Annotated in this window: 15 protein-coding genes and 1 pseudogene; 6 read left to right on the top strand and 10 right to left on the bottom strand. The window is 46.0% G+C overall.

From position 1 onward, the window contains the following. Positions 1-379: 379 nt before the first annotated feature. Positions 380-2,287, top strand: coding sequence for a fructose-specific PTS transporter subunit EIIC (locus NL644_RS02100; RefSeq protein ID WP_114322824.1), 1,908 nt, complete (start codon positions 380-382; stop codon positions 2,285-2,287). Between the two features lie 74 nt (positions 2,288-2,361). Further along, a complete protein-coding gene (gene manA / locus NL644_RS02095; protein ID WP_114322823.1) occupies positions 2,362-3,594 on the top strand; it encodes a mannose-6-phosphate isomerase, class I in 1,233 nt (410 codons plus the stop codon). 129 nt (positions 3,595-3,723) lie between these two features. Here the strand turns inward: manA and NL644_RS02090 are convergent, their stop codons facing one another. From NL644_RS02090 to norV, 3 genes are read right to left on the bottom strand one after another with little or no spacing between them, the layout of a single operon-like run. Continuing rightward, positions 3,724-4,062 carry a DUF1971 domain-containing protein gene (locus NL644_RS02090; RefSeq protein WP_114322822.1) on the bottom strand — a complete coding sequence of 113 codons (339 nt, stop codon included), beginning with the start codon at positions 4,060-4,062 and terminating at the stop codon, positions 3,724-3,726. Positions 4,063-4,106: 44 nt separating this feature from the next. Next, a complete protein-coding gene (norW, locus tag NL644_RS02085; RefSeq protein WP_114322821.1) occupies positions 4,107-5,255 on the bottom strand; it encodes an NADH:flavorubredoxin reductase NorW in 1,149 nt (382 codons plus the stop codon). A gap of 9 nt (positions 5,256-5,264) precedes the next feature. Beyond that, entirely contained in the window at positions 5,265-6,767 is a 1,503-nt protein-coding gene (gene norV / locus NL644_RS02080; RefSeq protein ID WP_253657918.1) for an anaerobic nitric oxide reductase flavorubredoxin, read from the bottom strand. A gap of 190 nt (positions 6,768-6,957) precedes the next feature. Here norV and norR point away from each other — a divergent pair, with 190 nt between their 5' ends. The 3 genes from norR to azu all read left to right on the top strand — a co-directional run bounded on the left by norR (position 6,958) and on the right by azu (position 10,045). Further along, entirely contained in the window at positions 6,958-8,490 is a 1,533-nt protein-coding gene (gene norR / locus NL644_RS02075) for a nitric oxide reductase transcriptional regulator NorR (protein WP_114322819.1), read from the top strand. 89 nt (positions 8,491-8,579) lie between these two features. Next, a complete protein-coding gene (locus NL644_RS02070; RefSeq protein ID WP_114322818.1) occupies positions 8,580-9,230 on the top strand; it encodes an HAD family phosphatase in 651 nt (216 codons plus the stop codon). Between the two features lie 362 nt (positions 9,231-9,592). Then, the gene (azu, locus tag NL644_RS02065; RefSeq protein ID WP_005392455.1) at positions 9,593-10,045 is read left to right on the top strand and encodes an azurin; all 453 of its coding nucleotides are present in this window, start codon (positions 9,593-9,595) and stop codon (positions 10,043-10,045) included. 67 nt (positions 10,046-10,112) lie between these two features. Here the strand turns inward: azu and NL644_RS02060 are convergent, their stop codons facing one another. The 7 genes and pseudogenes from NL644_RS02060 to NL644_RS02030 all read right to left on the bottom strand — a co-directional run bounded on the left by NL644_RS02060 (position 10,113) and on the right by NL644_RS02030 (position 18,438). After that, on the bottom strand, positions 10,113-12,158 hold the full coding sequence (locus NL644_RS02060; RefSeq protein ID WP_253657917.1) for an EAL domain-containing protein: 2,046 nt from the start codon (positions 12,156-12,158) through the stop codon (positions 10,113-10,115). Between the two features lie 402 nt (positions 12,159-12,560). After that, entirely contained in the window at positions 12,561-12,911 is a 351-nt protein-coding gene (locus tag NL644_RS02055; RefSeq protein ID WP_005392453.1) for an ethanolamine utilization protein, read from the bottom strand. Next, the gene (locus tag NL644_RS02050) at positions 12,908-14,224 is read right to left on the bottom strand and encodes an FAD-binding oxidoreductase (RefSeq protein WP_005392452.1); all 1,317 of its coding nucleotides are present in this window, start codon (positions 14,222-14,224) and stop codon (positions 12,908-12,910) included. Before NL644_RS02050 ends, NL644_RS02055 begins: the two co-directional genes overlap by 4 nt. A gap of 12 nt (positions 14,225-14,236) precedes the next feature. Further along, positions 14,237-15,520, bottom strand: a complete 1,284-nt coding sequence (locus NL644_RS02045) for an NAD(P)/FAD-dependent oxidoreductase (RefSeq protein WP_253658296.1) — start codon at positions 15,518-15,520, stop codon at positions 14,237-14,239. Beyond that, positions 15,509-15,670, bottom strand: a pseudogene (locus tag NL644_RS02040) (rubredoxin); the annotation flags it as partial. The pseudogene NL644_RS02040 and the gene NL644_RS02045, both read right to left, overlap by 12 nt. Positions 15,671-15,812: 142 nt before the next feature. Then, positions 15,813-17,249, bottom strand: coding sequence for an aldehyde dehydrogenase family protein (locus tag NL644_RS02035; protein WP_253657916.1), 1,437 nt, complete (start codon positions 17,247-17,249; stop codon positions 15,813-15,815). Position 17,250: 1 nt separating this feature from the next. Then, positions 17,251-18,438: an aromatic ring-hydroxylating dioxygenase subunit alpha gene (locus NL644_RS02030; RefSeq protein WP_167427702.1), complete on the bottom strand. Its 1,188-nt coding sequence runs from the start codon at positions 18,436-18,438 to the stop codon at positions 17,251-17,253. A gap of 319 nt (positions 18,439-18,757) precedes the next feature. Between NL644_RS02030 and NL644_RS02025 the strand changes: the two genes are divergently transcribed. Further along, positions 18,758-20,494 (top strand): BCCT family transporter, encoded by a 1,737-nt coding sequence (locus NL644_RS02025; protein ID WP_044129598.1) that lies wholly within the window; start codon positions 18,758-18,760, stop codon positions 20,492-20,494. The last annotated feature ends 41 nt before the right edge of the window (positions 20,495-20,535 follow it).

The raw sequence follows: 20,535 nt of genomic DNA, 5'->3' as shown, positions 1-20,535 counted from the left end.
ACACTCTATATATGCATCAATGATGCTATTTACTATAGATATACACCGGACTGGACTTTTGTGCTATTGAGCAAAATCACACTTCCATTTTAATGTTACAAAAATCCAGTTAACGCATCAAATTTCCAGTAACAAAAACTCTATCAATAATACTCAATCCCTTTTCAAATGGGAGCAAAGCCACATTTTGCTTATCGTTTAGCTTCTTATCCATCATGTCACAGATATGCAGCTAGATTTGTCCAGTGAACGATCTAAATCACACTATAGTTAGTCGGTTACAATCCTCCAGTAAATGCATTTTTTCTTCACTACAGTCTTTTTATCAGTAATTTAAAAATACCCCTGAAATAAAAATTATATTTATAGGGGTTCGACAATGATCACCAAACTAATAAATGAAGACTTAATTAAGCTTGATCTTAAAGCGTCTTCAAAAGAAGACGTATTTAAAGAACTGGTTGCCGTTCTTCATGCCCAAGGTCGTATTTCTGACCAAACACAATTTCTTGCAGATATAAAAGCACGTGAAGAATTAGGAAATACTGGATTTGAAGATGGCGTGGCAATTCCACACGCGAAAAGCGCCGCTGTGATTGAACCGGCGGTTGTGATCGGCGTAAGCAAATCAGGTATCGAGTACGGCGCGGAAGACGGTTTGCCTTCAAAGCTGTTCTTCATGATAGCTTCTCCAGACGGTGGTGATAACCACCACATCGAAGTACTTGCAGAGCTGTCTTCAAAACTGATTGAAGATGGTTTCATCGATGCGTTCTTAGGCGCGACAAACAGCCAAGACGCACTGGCGCTCCTTCTTGCTAAAGAAGAACCGCAACCAGTGACAGATGCTCCAGCAAACCAAGGTTTCATCATTGGTGTTACTGGTTGTCCTGCGGGCGTTGCGCACACCTACTTAGCAGCAGAAGCGCTAGAGAAAGGCGCCGCGGCAATGGGTTACGAAATCAAGGTTGAAACGAACGGTTCAATCGGTGTGAAAAACAGCCCAACCGCAGAAGAAATCGAGCGTGCAGATGCCATCATCGTCGCCTGTGACAAACAAGTCGACATGAACCGCTTCGCGGGCAAACGCGTAGTTAAAACCAACGTAAAATCCCCAATCCGCGATGCTCAAGGACTGATTAATGAAGCGTTAAACGCACCGACGTACCAAGCTGAGTCCAATGGCAATACGCAAGCGTCAGTTGCAAACAAAGCTTCTCAAGCCCGTTCTGACTTATATCGCTACTTGATGAACGGCGTATCACACATGATCCCCTTCGTCGTAACGGGGGGTCTGTTGATTGCACTTGCTCTTGCAATCGGCGGTCAGCCAAGTGAAGCCGGCATGGCCATCCCTGAAGGCAGCATGTGGAACCAAATCCTCAACGTTGGTGTGGTTGCCTTTACGCTGATGATCCCAATTCTAGCGGGTTACATTGCTTACGCGATTGCTGACCGCCCTGCTCTAACTCCTGGCTTGATCGGTGGTTGGATAGCAAACAACGGTTCTTTCTATGGCGCAGACGCAGGTACAGGCTTTATCGGTGCCATCATCGCAGGCCTGCTTGTGGGTTACTTCGTGAAGTGGATTACGTCGATTAACTACCACAAGTTTATTCAACCTTTGGTGCCAATCATGATTGCGCCAATCACAGGTTCGTTGTTCATCGCAGGTCTATTCATCTTCGTTATCGGCGCGCCAATCGCAAGCCTAATGGACGGTCTGACTGCGCTACTCACTAGCATGAGCACAGGTAACGTCGTTCTACTAGGCATCGTACTTGGTGGTATGGCTGGCTTCGATATGGGTGGTCCATTCAACAAGGTCGCGTTCCTATTCTCTGTTGGCATGATTGCGAGCGGTCAAACTCAGTTTATGGGTGCGATGGCGTGTGCAATTCCTGTTGCACCTCTAGGTATGGCACTGGCAACGACACTTGGTCGTAAGTTCGACCTGTTCGAAGAATCAGAAACCGAAGCGGGTAAAGCCGCAGGCGCAATGGGTCTGGTGGGTATCTCTGAAGGTGCGATTCCGTTCGCAGCGCAAGATCCAATGTCAGTGATTCCTGCAAACGTACTTGGATCAATGGTGGCGGCAGTAATGGCGTTCTCATTCGGCATCACCAACAGCGTTGCTCACGGCGGTCCAGTTGTCGCTCTACTTGGCGCGATGAACCACCCAGTCCTTGCTCTGATTTGTATGGCAGCTGGCGCAACGGTTACCGCAGTAACGTGTGTAACGTTGAAGAAAGTACGTAAAGCAAAAATGATGCAAGCAGCCGCTTAATCCCCTCCCCCAAATGGCTCCTATGGCTTGGGCAATGTCGCCCAAGCCATGATTTTCTCTCATGGTGACACTCTATGTCTGATTTAACGATGTCCGATACACAAACGATTCAAACTCAAGCTAAGCATCCGATGTTTTTCCTGATGAACAACGTGATTCAAAACTACGCTTGGGGCAGCACTACTTCTGTTAACCAACTGTTTGGCATTGAAAACCCAACGGGCGAACCACAAGCCGAAGTATGGATGGGCGCGCATCCAAACGGTTGCTCAGTGGTGATGGTAAACGGCGAGGAGACCAAACTCTCTTCACTGATTGCTCAAGACATGAATGCTTTTCTGAGTGAAGAAGTCGCAAACCGTTTTGGTGAACTTCCATACCTGTTTAAAGTGCTTGCTGCTGAGAAAGCGCTGTCGATTCAGGTGCACCCAAACAAGCAACAAGCAGAACTGGGTTTTGCACTGGAAGAAAAACAAGGCATTCCCCTAACCGCTGCAAACCGTAACTACAAAGATCCAAACCACAAACCAGAATTGGTTTACGCGCTAACCGAATACCAAGCGATGAATGGCTTCCGCCCAACAAGTGAAATCATCAGCTTCTTTTCTGAGCTGGCGATTCCTGAGCTGCAAGGCTTGGTGGATGACCTTATCGACAATCAAACTTCCAAAGGCTTGGCGAGCTTCTTCTCCGGTCTATTGTCACTGGAAGGCGAACAGAAAGAGATGGCGTTGACGGTGCTATTGGCACAAGCTCGCATCACCGACTTACCTCTGTTCAACCTGATCTTGGAGTTAGAAACGCAATACCCGGGCGACATTGGTTTGTTTGCGCCCTTGCTACTCAACGTTATCACGCTGAAACCAGGCGAAGCGATGTTCTTGGATGCAGAAACGCCACACGCGTACTTGAAAGGTACAGGTCTTGAGATCATGGCGAACTCAGACAATGTGCTACGTGCCGGTTTAACACCGAAGTATATGGACGTAAAAGAACTCGTTGCATGCACACGCTTCGAAGAAAAGCCATTCGACACCCTACTGCTTGCACCAATCGAAAACGACGACATGTTGGAATACCCAATTCCCGTCGACGATTTCAAATTCGCGATTGTAAAGCAGGCCAACCAACGAACACTTGATGTAAGAACCGCAGAAATCCTGTTGCCGCTAGATTCCCCGCTCGTGATTACACACGCAAATGGTGAAACGTGTGTAGTAGATAAAGGCCAATCTGTTTTCATCCCAGCTTACGCCAAACAATACAGTTTGAATTGCGAAGGTCGTGTGGCGCGGGCTTACAGTTAATATCGCTGATTAAGCTTGCATGTCGTTACTGCCAATAAGCAAAAAAGAGCAGAGAAACGTCTCTGCTCTTTTACTTAATATGCGCTTTTCCCGATAAATTCACGCAATAATCAAATTGTCTAGAAAGGTTTACTGCTTAGCGTGGAACATCGCTTGTCCACTTTTATCTTTATTCGACCAAAAGTTAATATTGAACTGTGCATCATCGCTCATTTCAATACGATGCCAATACTGTGGCGGGCTTGTCGCGAACTGACCTGCGTTGATCACGACGACCATTTCAGGCTCTGTCGTGAATTCATCAGCAAAACCATAGTAGGTGACTTGCCCCTCCATTACGCATAACTGCCCAAACACGCCTTCGGCTGTGTTGTGATGAGTTAGAAGAGCTGGAGGCACACTGCCTTTGGTAAAAAATGGCGTCGAACGTTGAACCGTCCAGTCTTTCGGAATACGAAGATGTGACATGGTTATACCCTCTTTGAATATAAAATTGTGCTGCTTGAAGCGAGTTACGATTGCGCGACTTGAGACAGTTCACGCAGTAACGGAAAAGCCTGAGCCACTTGCTCGCCCGTCACAACAAACCCTGTCAATATGCTTTGTTCATTTTCAGCTTTTGCCACGATGCCAGATTGAGAAATCTGCACATTCCAATTAGCGACAGCACTGAAGTCCCCGGCAAGCTGAATTGGGTAACTCGGCGTTTTGACTTTTACTATCATTGGCGGCAACTTCAATTGCGCTTCCTGCCCAAGCAACTGCTTACCTAAAACATTAGCGCTCAACACGATTGGCTGAAGGTATGGAAGCATACGCCCTTGTATCTCGGCGCAATCGCCCAGAGCGAATACATTGTTCGCAGAAGTCTGCAGCTTAGCGTCGACAGCAATGCCTTTCCCAACCTCTAATCCACAAGCATTCGCTAATTGAGTGTTTGAACGTAAGCCAGCGGCAGAAATCACTACATCAGTCTCGATCACTTCACCGCTGTTCAAAGTCGCAACCAACGAATCGGCGGTACGATTCACCTCAACAACCCCATTTCCCAACGCCAGTTGAATGCCTTGCTGCTTAAGTTGGCTTTCCAGAGGCAACGCCACAAACTCAGGAATAAGATTGGCAAGCAAGCGTTGGTTTGATTCAACCACCGTAACGGCTTTACCGCTGCTCGCAATATCCATTGCAATCTCAACGCCAATCAAACCACCACCGATAACCATTACGCGCTTTGCTTGACTGATTCGCTCTTCTGCGAGCTGATACTCTTGTAACGAATTGAGCGTTAGGATATCGCCAGAAGCATCACCTCGCATTGGAGGAACAAAAGCTTTCGCACCCGTTGCAAAAACCAGTTTGGAGTACGCATAAACTTGTCCATCTGCTACCACTTGTTGGGCTTGCGTATCCACACTCTCAATTTTAGTGTGGGTTAATAACTCGATATGGTGCTCTTGGGCAAACGCTTCTCCCGTTTTTACTACCAGATCCCTCGCGGTCTGTTTTCTACTGAACACATGGCTCAAATCGGGCTTGTTATACTCCGCACCGTCATCAGCGGTGAATACTTGAATTGACACCTGTGCATCCATTCGACGCACAGTTTTAACCAGTTGATAGGCAGCAAAGCCACTGCCTATGATTACAATTGGTGCTTGCATCACAGCTCCTTACCCCTTGAACTCAACAAATACATCTTTACCCAAGTGACACTCAGGGCAAAGGAAGTAATCCGGAACGTCTGACCACGTGGTACCCGGTTCAATTCCTTGGTTAGGCTCACCCTGAGCAGGGTCATACACCCAGTTACAAACGGTGCAAATCATGCATTGGCAATCTGATGGATGTGCCTCTGAGCTTGGATTAATAAGCTCCCTTTCGACCACTGCTTGCGTTTCTACTTGTACAACGGGCTGTGATTGAACTTGCGGTGCAGACGCAGCCATCATCTGAGCCGTAACAGGACTTGTTAGTGGATGTTTCGCCCACAGTTTCGCGATGCTCTTACCATGTTCACGACACTCACGCATCGCTTTACCATCTGGTCGCCATTTAGTTTTCAGGCTGACTGCCGTTTCAAAACCCGCGTCGGTCAACCGTGCGTGGATACGGTCTACCGCACCACCATTCCAGCCATAACTACCAAAGGCAGCGGCTTTCTTGGCTTTAAAACGAAGACCTGTGATCTCCTCCAGCATGCCAGCAATCTTCGGCATCATGACGTTATTCATGGTAGACGAACCAACCAAGATGCCTTTTGAGCGGAACACATTGGCGAGAATTTCATTCTTATCGTGCTTAGACACATTGAAGACTTTAACCGCGACACCCGGGTCGACATCGTGAATGCCCTGTGCAATCGCGTCCGCCATCATTCGGGTATTGTTCGACATAGAATCGTAGAAGATGGTAATACGATCTTCTTGGTAGTTATCCGCCCACTCTAGATACTGTTCGATGATTTGGACTGGGTTATCGCGCCACACAATACCGTGTGAAGTTGCAATCATGTCGACAGGCAAGTTGAAGCTCAGTACTTCTTTGATTTTGGCTGTTACCAAGCTGCTGAACGGCGTTAGAATGTTTGAGTAGTAACGCAAACACTGTTCCATCAGCTCATTTTGATCCACTTCATCATTGAATAAGCGTTCATCGCAGTAGTGCTGACCAAATGCGTCGTTACTGAATAACACTGCATCGCCAGTTAGGTATGTCATCATGCTGTCTGGCCAATGCAGCATTGGCGCTTCCACAAACACCAATTGCTTACCGTTACCAATATCGATGCTGTCACCCGTTTTTACCGTTTTAAAGTTCCATTCGGGATGATGGTGATGGCCAACAATCGAATCAATCGCCGCTTCCGTACAGTAAATTGGCGTGTTCGGAATCTTCTCCATCAATGCAGACAATGCGCCCGAGTGATCTTCCTCTGCATGGTTCACGACGATAAAATCGATCGTCTTAAGATCGATTTCCATTTCTAGGTTCTGGATAAATTGCTGGCTGAATCGATGATCGACCGTATCGATCAGTATGGTTTTCTCTTCACGAATTAGATAACTGTTGTAACTGGTGCCTTTTGTCATTTTGTATTCTGTACCATGGAAATCTTGAACTTCCCAATCGCGTTGACCTACCCAGTGGATGTTGTTTTTTACGTGAATTGTCATAATTACTACCTTGAATGACGGGATAAACAAAAATAATTTCTTCTTGTACTGCACTGGGCATGCCAACTTTTAATTGCCATATATTTCAATAATTTAATTAAAATAAAACTTTAAAAACTGTCATTTAGACACAGTTGAAAATTGTCATTAAGACACTACAATGGTCATATTGACACAATTGGTATTGGCTATGACTTCTTTAATCGCGCAATGGCTTCACATCACGCAAGACCTAAATTCAGCGCTCACTCGGCAAGCTCGATTTGATACCTTATTAACAACGATTCGCGAGATATTAAAATGTGATGCTTCTGCTCTTCTTTTGTATGAAGATCAGCACTTTAAGCCGCTGGCTATCAATGGCTTAGCAAAGGAAGTATTGGGACGCCGTTTTTCTATAAACCAACACCCGAGATTGGAAGCCATTGCACGCGCTGGCGATATCGTACGGTTTCCATCGAATAGCAACTTACCCGATCCCTATGACGGATTAATTCCGAACCACGACGACAATCTGCACGTCCATTCATGTATTGGTCTCCCTTTGCTGATCGACGATCAATTGATTGGCGCGATCACTATTGATGCCTTCGACCCGAATCAGTTCGATGGTTTACTCAATCAAGAACTACGCTTTGTCAGTGCGTTAGCCGCGGGGGGCTTGCACACTGCTCTACTACTGGAGCAGTTAGAAACACAAGCAAGCTTGCCACGTGATTCTTACACTGAGAAACGCACCTTGAGCAACGAAATCATTGGCAAATCGGCTGGGATGAAAGCACTTCAAGAGCAAATCGATGCGGTGGCAGATACCGAGCTATCTGTGTTGATAATGGGTGAAACAGGGGTTGGTAAAGAGCTCGTCGCAAACGCAATTCATCATCGCTCTCACCGAGCCAATAATACCTTGGTGTACTTAAACTGTGCCGCGTTACCGGAGTCTGTCGCAGAGAGTGAGCTTTTTGGTCATATCAAAGGCGCTTTTACTGGTGCTATCAGTAATCGCAAGGGTAAGTTCGAGCAAGCCGACGGCGGCACACTGTTTTTGGATGAAGTCGGCGAACTGTCGTTAGAACTGCAAGCTAAGTTACTTCGAGCTCTCCAATACGGCGACATCCAACGTGTGGGTGATGACCGCCATATTCGAGTCAACACACGCATTGTGGCGGCAACGAACCGTGTTCTGCATGAAGAAGTAAAAGCTGGCCGTTTCAGAGCAGATTTGTACCACCGTTTGAGTGTATTCCCTCTTCATGTTCCCCCACTTCGTGAACGTGAAGACGATATCGTGCTACTGGCTGGTTTCTTTGCAGAGCAACTACGCAGCAAGTTGGGGCTGAACAGTGTTCGACTCTCTCCCACTCTAGTTCAAGCACTTAAAGATTACTCTTGGCCGGGCAACGTGCGTGAACTGGAACACGTCATCAAACGAGCGGGCGTGCTTGCCAAAGCTAGAACTCAATCGCTGGATATCGAATTGGTGGAACAAGATTTCGATATCAAAGCGTCGAACAATCAGCCCATAACTGAAGAGCCAGGTATACCTAGCTCTTCATTTGAACTGTCAGACGCTGGTTTAAAGCAAGCTACTGACACCTTCCAAAAAGCCATGATTCTAAAAGCACTAGAGCAGAATCAAGGAAACTGGGCTGCAACAGCACGTCAGTTAGAACTCGATAATGGTAATTTACACCGCTTAGCCAAACGGTTAGGTATAAAGTAAAAAAAGGATGCGGACGGTTTGAATTCCGCAAGAAAATCTATCTCGCTTATGTCAAAATGCACCATCACAATCGAAAAGTCTGTAATGTAATGAACTACCAAGCTGCTATTTTTGATATGGATGGTTTGCTCCTTGATACTGAGCGCGTCTGTATGCGTATTTTCCAAGAAGCATGTGAAGTCCAAAACCTTCCGTTTTATGAAGATGTTTATCTGTCGATCATTGGTCGCAATGCGGCAGGTATTGAAGCAATTTTCCGCAAAGCCTACGGTGAGAACCTAGACCGCCTGCATCATGAATGGCGTACTCGTTACAATGCTGTCGTCAAACACCAAGCCATCCCAGTGAAAAATGGTGTTGTTGAGCTGCTAGAATGGCTGAAAGCACAAGGCTTACCAATCGCAGTAGCAACTTCTACGGCAAAGGAGGTGGCGAAAATCAAACTGGAATTAGCGGGTTTGAGTAAGTACTTCGACAACCTCACCACAGGCTGCGAGGTAAACCACGGTAAACCCGATCCAGAAATCTATTTGCTGGCAGCGAATCGTCTGGATGTAGAACCAAGCCAATGTTTGGCCTTTGAAGATTCCAATAACGGTGTTCGCGCAGCCGTGGCAGCGAATATGGTTACTTATCAGATTCCGGATTTAGTTGATCCTTGCGAAGAGGTAAAACAATTTGGTCATTCCATCGTGCCGTCATTACATGAAGCGTTAGATGCGTTGAAGCAAAATCGCTAAACGTCAACTGCCGCTCTAACTGTTAAAGCTCAGCAATTTGGCTGAGCTTTTTTATACTTGAGCCTCTCCTCTCACCTTCTCTAATCTACTTCTAATGAATGCCAAGATACTGCTCCAAAGGCTTAATAAGATAGACCTTATCTCTGTACGGGGCGTATTCCTTTCTTTTTTGATTTACCTCACGCCATCGCATGAAATAGGGCCTATGAGTGATCAAATAGTGGAACTAACCAGTACAACTTTGCAACAAAACGTCAATATACCGCTTGAAGCACGTTTTTCGAGTGAAAATTGGCTGATAATGAGAACTATTGGATGAGATTAATCCAAGTCAGCCCAAAATATAAAATGGAGAGTGTTATATGTCTTTACGTTTATTAGCAGCAACCTTCGCATTAGTAGGAATGAGCTTTGGTGCCCAAGCCAGTGCCGAGTGTGAAGTGTCCCTAGATGCTAACGATATGATGCAGTTTTCTACTAAAACACTGAGCGTTCCAGCCACTTGTAAAGAAGTAAAACTGACGCTAAACCACACAGGTAAAATGCCTGCACAATCAATGGGTCACAACGTCGTTATCGCAGATACGGCTAATCTACAAGCAGTAGGTACGGACGGCATGGCAGCAGGTGCAGAAAACAATTACGTGAAGCCAAATGACGACCGTGTATACGCTCACACAAAAGTGATTGGCGGCGGTGAAAGCACCAGCATTACTTTCAGCACTGAAAAAATGAAAGCTGGCGGCGACTACTCATTCTTCTGCTCGTTCCCTGGTCACTGGGCGATCATGCAGGGTAAATTTGAGTTCAAATAAGAGCTAACTAAGTCAAAACAAGACTCACTATAGGGAAGCCATCGCTTCCCTTTTTATTGCACGTTAGTTAAGCACGTCGATGGATAATCTCATCCAAAGGTACAGGCCTTGCTAAGTAAAACCCTTGAACTTTATCAACCCCACTTGAGCGCACAAAGTCATAGTCAGACTGCGTTTCCACCCCTTCCGCTACGACCTCGCAATTTGCAATATGTCCTAACTTAGCAACCAATCGATACAGCTGCCGTCCACGATGATCGTTAGCGTCCAATAGCAGCGATCTGTCTAGCTTAATCTTGTTAAATGGATACTTGAACAAATGAGGAAACGATGCGTAGCCCGTACCAAAATCATCCATTGTGATACGAACTCCCATACTCTGTAGAGCTTTCATGGTGCTAGTTAAAGAAACTTCATTGTCTAATACGGCTTCTTCAGTAATTTCAATTTCAAGCCATTCAGCCGGGATTCCAAAATAGACCAACCTGCCTTGTAAATGCTGAACAAAATCCACTTGTTGAATGGTAGCAACAGAAACATTAATGGCCACTCTTCGCTGCTCAGATAATCCCATTTCCTTCATATCCGACAACACCTTTTCGAGTACTAGTTTATCGAGCAGTGGCATGGCATCTAACCGATGAAAATCTTCAATAAACGTTGGTGAAAGTAAGTTTCCATCTTCATCTTTATATCGAATAAGCGCTTCGTAAGAATACTGTTCCGCATCCTTTGTTGAGTGCTGCTTTTGATAAAACATCACCAACTCGCCTTCACGAAGAATGGAAGTTAAACGTTTCTGCGCGGATGACTTGCTGATACTCGATGTGTTCGCATCTTTCACACTACTGAGTAGTGATTTAAATAGGGATTGTTCTAAACCATTGTAAGTATTACTTACACCAAGCTGCCCCACATATTTGCCTGCATAGGCTAGATAAAAAGGTCGATAAATTAGTACACCAATCGCAATCACCACCAGTTGAAGTATCGCCCCCTGGACCTGATGCCCCATTGCAACATAACCACTCAACAGAGGCGGTGTCATCCAGTTCACAATATTTTCAACAGGCGCAATTAAGCCGGAAGCAATTGCGCAGTAGGTGATGATAAAACTTACCAGCGGCACTAATACAAATGGGACGACCAGAATAGGATTAAAGATGATAGGCAACCCAAATAGCAGCACTTCATTGATGTTGAACATCACCAATGGTGCTGCCGCTAACGCCAGTAAAATATGATTGCGCTCTTTAGCGAACAATAACAGACACAGGAGTAAACTAATGCTATTCCCTGACCCGCCCATGGATAAAAATGCGTCGTAAAAACCTTGGCTAATGACGTTAAGCGACGCTTCGCCTGTTTGCCAAGCAGCCATGTTGGCTTCGGTCGCAGCGTATATTTGCTGCTTGATAGCAAACAACATGTTGTGACCATTAATGCCCGCCGCTCCTAATAAGCTCAAGATGGATTGATAAAATAATCCTCCTGTGAACGTCAGCGGATCAAAGTTAAGTCCAGCCACTGTTGTAGTAAAAGCATCCATCACCGCCGCGGTGACATGAGATAAGCTAACCGCAAATAAAACGAATACGAAAAAATGTAAGACATCTTTAAAAAGACGAGAAGAGAAGTCCATTGCTTGAGGATCAAGCAACTCAATTCGGAAACTTTTACAATAAACGTATGACACCGTTGCACTAAAGAGTGCTAATAACGGGTTATTCGGCAACATGTAATTACTAGAAAGGCTGTCATTCTCTATTGAAATTAAATAGAACATGACCAACGAATAAATGATGATAATCGCGCTCGACACGTTCACTTTATGCGATAAATAGTAACCAGCCACAATGCAAAACGCTGTGGGATATAAGTTGATTAAAATATCAGAAAGATGGAACAATAACTGAGAAACCTCTGACACCCCTAGGATTCTAGAAGCGTGACCAAGAAAGATGGCAAGTGCGTTAGATAGCGTCAGCGGTAACAGCAATAAGGCAATAGATGCGAGATCAGTAAGATAAGATTTAGATCCAAGTCGCCATTTATCTGTAAATACCGTTGGACGATGAAAGGGATCAAATACGCGTTCACGACGAGTGTGCATGGTGAGTTCTTATATTAAGTAATAATCATCGGCTGCGAAATAGGCAGCCGTAAATGCAACGGCCAGACTCAGTAACGTATTATTTGGTGGATAATTTTTAGTGTTTCTATTGGCTAAAACAATAGTTTGAATTGCCAGTCACAGCGCAAAGATGTCGCAAGTGCAATTTAACGATTATATACCCCTTGATCCAATGAGATTATTATCCTTAACGATAAAAGCCATACCAAGCATCTCGATATGGCTATCGTTAAAACTGATGTATATACCCTAATGACTTCAAGAAGGAGGCTTCGGTGACACGCCCTTGACGAGCGAGTTGATTTGGCTCACATACACTGTGAACGATTTTTGATTTAGCACTAGTAGAACTTCAAGTCGTTGTCTCGTCTGTAAAACAAATCATTCAATCCCGTGTAGCTCTTTCCAGTTTCCTGGATGAACCACGTAGCCGAATAGAGCATGCCCACCATAAACTAGCTCGGTTCCTTCCGGGATCCACAGCATTTGACCTGGGTGAACAAGATGTGTTTCACCGTTTGCGGTCAACTCGAAACAGCCTTCAATCACAAAAATAACCTCATCATAAAGCACCGTCCAAGCCACTTGAGCGCCTTCCCATTTAGCAAAGCCTACGCCAATGTTTGGTGAGATTTCTGGGCTTAACGCTCGGGCTACGTACGCCATTCCCGGCGTATCACCACGAACATTAAAATCTAGGTTTTTACTATCAACGAGTTTGACTTGCTTCATAATTCACTCCGGCTTTGCCATTTTGCTAATTGGATACGCGTTTTTACTCCCATGCCTAAAAAAGGCTCTGGCGGATTCAAACAAGGCATTCCTGTCACTTGCTGTATGTCATCCAATGATTTAGATGTCGCACCTACGACATAGTCAGCTAACAGCGTTCCAGAAATGGTTCCCCACGCAGCACCAACACCATTGTCACAAGCGCTGGCATAAACACCTTCATCTAATTGACCAAAAAAGTTAGTAAAGTTACGAGAGATGGCATATACCCCACCCCATGTGTGAGTAAATGGTACGTCGGCCAGCTCGGGGTAACGCGCCAAAAAGACTTGACGATGATCGTCTCGGATTTGCTCTCTGACTTTATCGTTCATGCTTGAGCCATACTTCGGCACGTGTTTGTAAGTATTGCGGATCAAAATACGTCGATCGGCGGTCATACGTAACGTCGTTCCCGCATGATCAGCTGGGGTTAGGCCCCAATTCAGCTCTCCTCCGTATCGCTGCATTTCTGCGTCAGTCAATGGACGCGTCCAGCTTGCAAACGTCATCACTGGCAGTAATCTGTTTTTAAGGTAACCAAACTCACGAGTAAAAATGCTGGTGCCAAGTAACAGTTCAGTGGTTTCAACAGAACCGCTATCTCCATGTAATACCCAGTAACCGTTTTCTTTACTGAGTTTGCGGATTGGCGAGTTTTCTAATACCTCGACGTTCTCTGGAAGGCTTTCCCCTAGCCCACGCACCAGAGCAGCAGGTTGCATTAAATAACCACCTGGCGTGTAAATTGCGCGGCTGTAGTAATTTGTCCCTAAGACTTTCGCCAGCTCACTGCCATTAACATGGAAGTATGGTTCGCCAAGGTCTTTCATTAGGTGCTCAAAGTGATCGAGATACGCTTCACCGCGCGCCCCTACGGCTCCTTGATATTTGCCCTTTGCTGACCACTGACAAGAAATACTGTGCTTCGACACTAAAGTGTCTAGCTGAGCAATCGCAGAACGGTTGAGCGATAATAACTTTTGTTTGTGCTCAGGATCGGGATGCTCAAGTGAAAACTTATGAGGCAAATCGATCACAAAGCCCGAATTTCTCCCTGACGCCCCTTGGCCGATACGTTGCGCATCAATCAGTATAATTCGTGCGTTAGGCTGAAGCTCAGCTAAACGTCTTGCCATAGCTAGTCCAGCGAAACCGGCACCTAGCACGGCATAGTCAGCAGTTTGTTTACCTTTTAACGCTGGTTTTTCTGGAATACTTGGCAACGCATGGTACCAACCACATGTTGCATCATCATTGGGTAAATGAATCATCTTCTTTCTCCGTTACGCTGCTGAAAGTTTCAATGACAATTGATCTAGCCAAGGACTACGTAATGACTGTACTTTTCTTCCTAGCAACGCAAAGCCAAGCATCGTTCCCTCAGGAGAATAAAACGCAGCGGTCAATTCATTTGCTTGGTTCTCGATGTACCATTGTCCCTGCTCTTCAGCGGCTACCGGGAAAATAGTGAGTGGAAGAATCGGCGTTTTCACAATCACAGGAGTTGGCGTTAACGAGATTGACGCGACATCGCCTAGCAAGCTTTTCGCTACGGAAGGAATCATTTGATTAATCGGCGCAATATACGGCTGCCAACCTTGCTCCGTTTCAACACAGTCGCCTAGCGAGTAAATATTCTCATCACTCGTCTGGCCAAATTGATTTACTTTAATGCCGCGGCCTACTTCTAGCCCTGCTTGCTCAGCCAGCGATACATTTGGCTTGAGTCCAACCGCGCTTAGCACTAGGTCTGCTTCAATCTGCTTGCCACTGTTCAGATGTAAAACCGCACTGGATTCGGACCTTGGCTCGATTCTGGCGATACTGTCTTGTAGAGCCCATTGCACGCCTCGATCTGCAAGTGCGCTTTGTAATGATTCACCCAACTGTTGCGGGATCAAACGCTCCATTGGCCATTGACCTAACCCGATAACTGTCACTTCATAGCCGCCTTCGATCAGGTCATTCGCGAACTCACAGCCAATTAAGCCATCGCCGAGGATTGCGATGCGCTTTTTGTTCTGTAGCTGGGTTCTGAAACGGCGGTAATCAACTAAGTCGTTCACACTCATAACACAAGAGCGATCGCCCTCAATTGGGATTTCAATCGGTGATGCACCTGTTGCCAGTACCAAACGGCTGTAGGCGTATTTACCGATAGAGGTGTGTAGCGTTGAATTGGCACGCTCGATCTTTTCAACGCGGGTATGCGGGTAAACGCGGACATTGAGACGGCTTTCCCACTCCAACGCGCTCTCACTTTGTAGCGCGTCGCCATCTTTCTTCATGGCCAGTGCATTAGACAAGGCAGGCTTGCTGTACAGTGCGCCATCATCAGCGGTAAAGACAGTGATCGGAACCGTTTCAGATTGCGCTCTAAGTGCCGCTGCCAACTGGTAACCACTGTGGCCACTACCGATGATAACGATAGGGTCAGCTGAAAATATAGGTTGAGTGACTTCAGATGGAAGTGGCTGAGCCGAATTTGGCTGAACAGACGATCCTACCGATACCGAAGACACTGCCGCGACCTCTTCTACTGGCTCATCGTCGGTGATTTCGATCATTTCAAAATCGGCCTTACCCACTAAACAGTCGGGGCATAACCAATCATCCGGCACATCTTCCCATGCTGTTCCTGGTGCAATGCCATCGGATGGCCAACCTTGTGCTTCATCATAGATTAAGCCGCAAATAATACAGAGCCACTTTCTCATCACTTTTACTCCAACTACCTTGTTCAGAATTTCCGTGTTTACAAACCACTGTCAGATTTGTAGCGATTCCATCAACCTCGCCCTAGCTTGTGGTCTGAAATCCAAGCCGGTGCGAGGTGATGAAAATCAAGTTACACGGTAGCTATACGTTGCTGTCTTGCTGCAAACGAATGGCAATATTGCGTGTCTGGACATAGCTATAAATCGCTTCTTGTCCTTTTTCTCGCCCAAAACCGGACAAGCCCACGCCACCAAATGGTGTTTCGATACCACCAGCAAACCATTCATTGATGAACACTTGCCCACCACGCAGTTGCTGCGCCACACGCAATGTTTGGTTTAGGCTTTCACCAAAGACACCAGCGACCAGGCCAAAATCGGTGCCATTCGCGATTTCGATTGCTTCTTGCTCAGTTTCAAACGGTGTAATCACCAACACAGGACCAAACACTTCTTCTTGTGCAATGCGCATATCTGGCGTGGCTTCAATCACTGTTGGAGCGACAAAATAGCCCGATAAATCAGGTGCGTAGCCACCGGTTAGGATATTCGCGCCGTCGGCTTTTGCTTGCTCTATCATTTTAAGCACGCGTGCTTGTTGATCAGCCGATACCAACGGTGTGATGTCCGGCTGGCTTTCGCCTTGACCAATAGTTAGGCTTTTTGCCATTTCCACTACCACCGCTTTTACTTCTTCATAACGCTCTTTTTGAATCAGCAAACGAGACATTGCCGAACACACTTGACCAGCGTTAAAGAAAATACCGACCTGAACGCTTTTCAAAAGTGTTTCGAGGTTCGCATCTTTCAGCGCGATAGCAGCCGATTTACCACCCAGCTCCATCACCGATGGAGTAGCGCGTTGCGCTGAATCTTGCAGGATGCTTTGGCCGGTTGGAACGGAACCCGTAAAGACAATTTGATCGACCTCTTGGTGCTGCACCAAATGACTGCCAACGACTGAGCCTTTACCGCATAGAAGGTTAATCGTACCTTTCGGGAAGCCCGCTTTTTCAATCGCTTGAATCAACAGCGTCATGGCAAGTGGGGAAATCTCTGGCGATTTGATCACTACTGCGTTACCTGCGGCTAATGCAGGTGCCAATGAGCGTGCACAAATAGAGACAGGGAAATTCCACGGCACAATCTGCACCGACACGCCAAACGGCACATATTGAGTGAAGTCGACATAGTCTTTACCCAACGGAATTGACGTGCCTTCCAGCTTGTCGGCCATGCCTGCGTAGTATTCAAAGTAACGTGCCGACTCTAAAAACTCATCTTTGGCATCTTGCAAAGATTTCCCATTTTCACGACAGGCAACTAACCCACCTTCATCAACCATTTCACGAATAGCTGCGGCGGCTTTTAACATCCACTCGGTTCTGACGGCGGGACGAACGTCCGAAAGAAGGCCTTGATTGACCACTCGGCGTGCCGCTGCCATTGCGCGATCGGCATCGGTGATAGTGGCTTCTGCAATCGTCGCATACGCTTCGGCTGTGCCAGGATTCATGACGGTCAGCGCTTGCTCTGAATCGCACCACTCACCATCAATATAATTAAGGTAATGCATCATCTTACTGCTCCTGTGCCGCTTTCACTTGCTTTGCCAACCAGGTTTGGAAGAAATGCGTCGGAACATCCATTTCTGGTGAGAACACGCCACCACTAAAGCCAGGTGAGTAACGACCTTCCTGCATACCTTCGACCGCTCCAATATCTTCGCCGAACACGACTCGCCACGACTCAACGGTAGCAGTACGACACGCAGCAAACTCATCTTTCGTTGCTTCATCACCCACATAGAAAACACGTAGGTGCTCAACACTCTTATTCGCAGTGATTGGTTCAATCATCATTGCAAAGGCATGATCGGCTTGAATACCAAGCAACACGTTTGGAAAGAGTGCAACGTATTCTGCATGACGCAGTTTATCTTCTGGCCAGCTTGGAAATTTAGGTAAGTGTGTTCCTGCTGTATCAGAAAGGTTGTACGCGAGACTGCCTTGACCAGCAAAGCGCTCTGCAAACATGATGTTGTAGTGATCCTCTAGGCGAGAATAACTGTTCAAACTCGGATGCACCCAAGGTAAGTGGTAAGCCTCGCAGTAGTTTTCTACGGCAAGCTTCCAGTTACTTTTCACTTCGATCTCTAAGTTGCCACCCATGTTCACGCGGCGAAGAAGCCCTAACCCATCTTCACCTAAGAATTGCTGCCAACGTTGCTCTAGTGGCGCGATATGATCTTCAAAGCTTTCTGCATTGCCCGATAAGTTAACGAATACCATGTCCATCCAAACGGCTGAACGAAGTGGCTTAAGGCCGTGTTTTTCACACTTAAATCGATCATCTTTGTGTTTTGCGATACCACCGATGTGTGGTGTGCCTTTTAGATTGCCGTCAAGATCGTACGTCCATGAATGGTAAGGACAGCGAATCATGCCTTGAACTTCGCCTGCCTCATGCACCAGCTTCATACCACGATGACTACATACGTTGTGGAAGACTTGGACTTCACCTTGACGATTTCTCATCATGAGTAGTGGAAGATTCATGAAATCAAGTGGCATCACATAGCCATTTTTAAGCAGGTCTGATGCAAAACCAATGCATACCCAAGTGTTACCAAACACCTGATCACGCTCAAAAGTAAAATACTCTTCGCTGGTGTAGGCCTGATTCGGCATTCCTGTTGCTTCACTGATTGGGTTCAGTACATTATCAACAAGTTCAACAGGAATAATGGTTTGGTTGACATTGCTCATATTCTTATCTCCGAGAGTCGAGTTGCATCCAGTGCGTACAACATCGTGTTGTGTTAGTGGAGATGATTTTGATTAACAACCCAGCAACAAACAAACGACTTTTTCGCCGGGTTTGGATGAGTTTTTGTCATTCATGCATTGATCTCGAACAACAAAATAACCTTTTAATTAACAAGGTTCTTCTTGTCATGATTAATACTCATTAACCGATGAGTATTAATCAGTTGAAACACAAAAGCCCTCTCTCTACTCTCTTTCAAAAATTAACAATAACGCAACAAACAATAACGCTAAAACAAAAGCACTGTGAGGGATGCCTATGAGAGCAACATCTGGGATATTGAAAGGACTCAATCCGACTGTGACTATCGCATCAAAGATCGTCGTTATCGGTTTTGTACTTTTCTGCGCCATTCTCGCCAACCAAGCGGGCCAATACTTCGAAACGATTTCCGGCATTTTGCTGCAGAATATGAAGTGGTTTTACATCGGACTTGTTTCACTCGTTGTCGGTTTTCTTCTTTATCTTATGGTTAGTCGATATGGACATATTCGTTTGAGTAAAGATGACGAAAAACCAGAGTTTAGTTATTTGTCTTGGGTATCCATGCTTTTTTCCGGAGGCATGGGGATAGGCTTAATTTTCTGGTCGGTCGCCGAACCGATGTGGCATTACGCTGACAACCCATTTACTCAAGGCCTGACCAATGAAGCCGCAACAACATCAATGAAACTGACATTCTTTCACTGGGGTCTACATCCTTGGTCTGTCTTTATCATTGTTGCACTCGCATTAGCCTACTTTTCCTACCGTAAAGATCTGCCTTTTACCCTACGCTCTATCTTGTACCCTTTGATTGGCGATCGTATTTATGGGCCTATCGGGCACACGGTTGATATCCTAACAGTCGCGGTGACTGCTTTCGGTATCTCTCAAACCTTGGGGATGGGAGTTATCCAAATAAACTCTGGTTTGAATCAAGCCTTTGGTCTAGACATTAGTTTGGGGATTCAACTCTTTATTATCGTTTCCCTTTGTACTTGTGCGGTTGCGTCGGTGCTATCTGGTGTAGGGAAAGGTATTCGCCGTTTATCAGAATGGAACATGCTGCTTTCACTCGCACTCGTGCTGGTCGTACTTTATATTGGCCCAACTCGCTATATCTTAAATACGCTACTTGAAAGCACGGGGCTTTATGCACAAAACATTGTCGGTATGAGCTTATGGAGCGATGCACAGAATGACTCTGGCTGGCAAAACTGGTGGACGGCTTATTACTGGCCTTGGTGGATGACTTGGGCACCTTTCGTTGGCATGTTTGTAGCTCGTATCTCTAAAGGGCGCACAATACGTGAACTTATCGGTGGTGCATTAATTGTACCTACGCTAATCACTTTTTTATGGATTTCAGTATTTGGTGGCGCAGCGTTGAAGGTAGAGCAAGACGCTCGTGTTGCTCATCAAGAGCAAGTCACTGCGGCACAAGAAGCAAAACAAACACCACCTGCAGATTTTTCTGGCGGCCCGATTCTTGAAGCGACTAAAGCCGATACGACACGCGCTTTGTTTACGCTATTCGACAACCTAGATACAGGTATGTTTGGTAAACTCCTTAGCGTGCTTGCGTGTTTATTACTCGGTACTTATTTCATTACCTCCGCAGACTCGGGTACCTTGGTTCTATGTACCCTCGATGCCGCTGGACACAGTGAGCCTCCTACGTCTATACGCGTATTGTGGGGGATCATGATCGCCGCCATTGCGGGAGTGCTTCTATACGCAGGAGGCTTAAAAGCAATGCAAACGGCCTCCATTATTGCCGGTTTCCCTATCGCCATTTTTATCGCGGTGATGAGCTTAACGCTGTTCCATAGTATTCGACGCGAACCTAAGCCATGGGCAATGCTGCCTGAGCATGTTCACCCAGAGCAAGAGAAACTTGATGGTCCTGTTGAACCGCTTGTTGAAAGCAAAACAGTGGTTTCCGAGCCTATCGCTTCAACATCCTCACTAAAAGATGATTCCACACTTAATCAGGGACCAGTACTAAGTTAGTGCGTCGTTTCATCAATCAATTAAAAAAGCGGGAACTGATA

Source organism: Vibrio sp. Y10_XG_PY6, from assembly GCF_024181795.1.
Lineage (GTDB): Bacteria > Pseudomonadota > Gammaproteobacteria > Enterobacterales > Vibrionaceae > Vibrio > Vibrio diabolicus.
The sequence above is the reverse complement of the archived record's forward strand: the minus strand, read 5'-3'. Positions and strand labels throughout refer to the sequence as shown.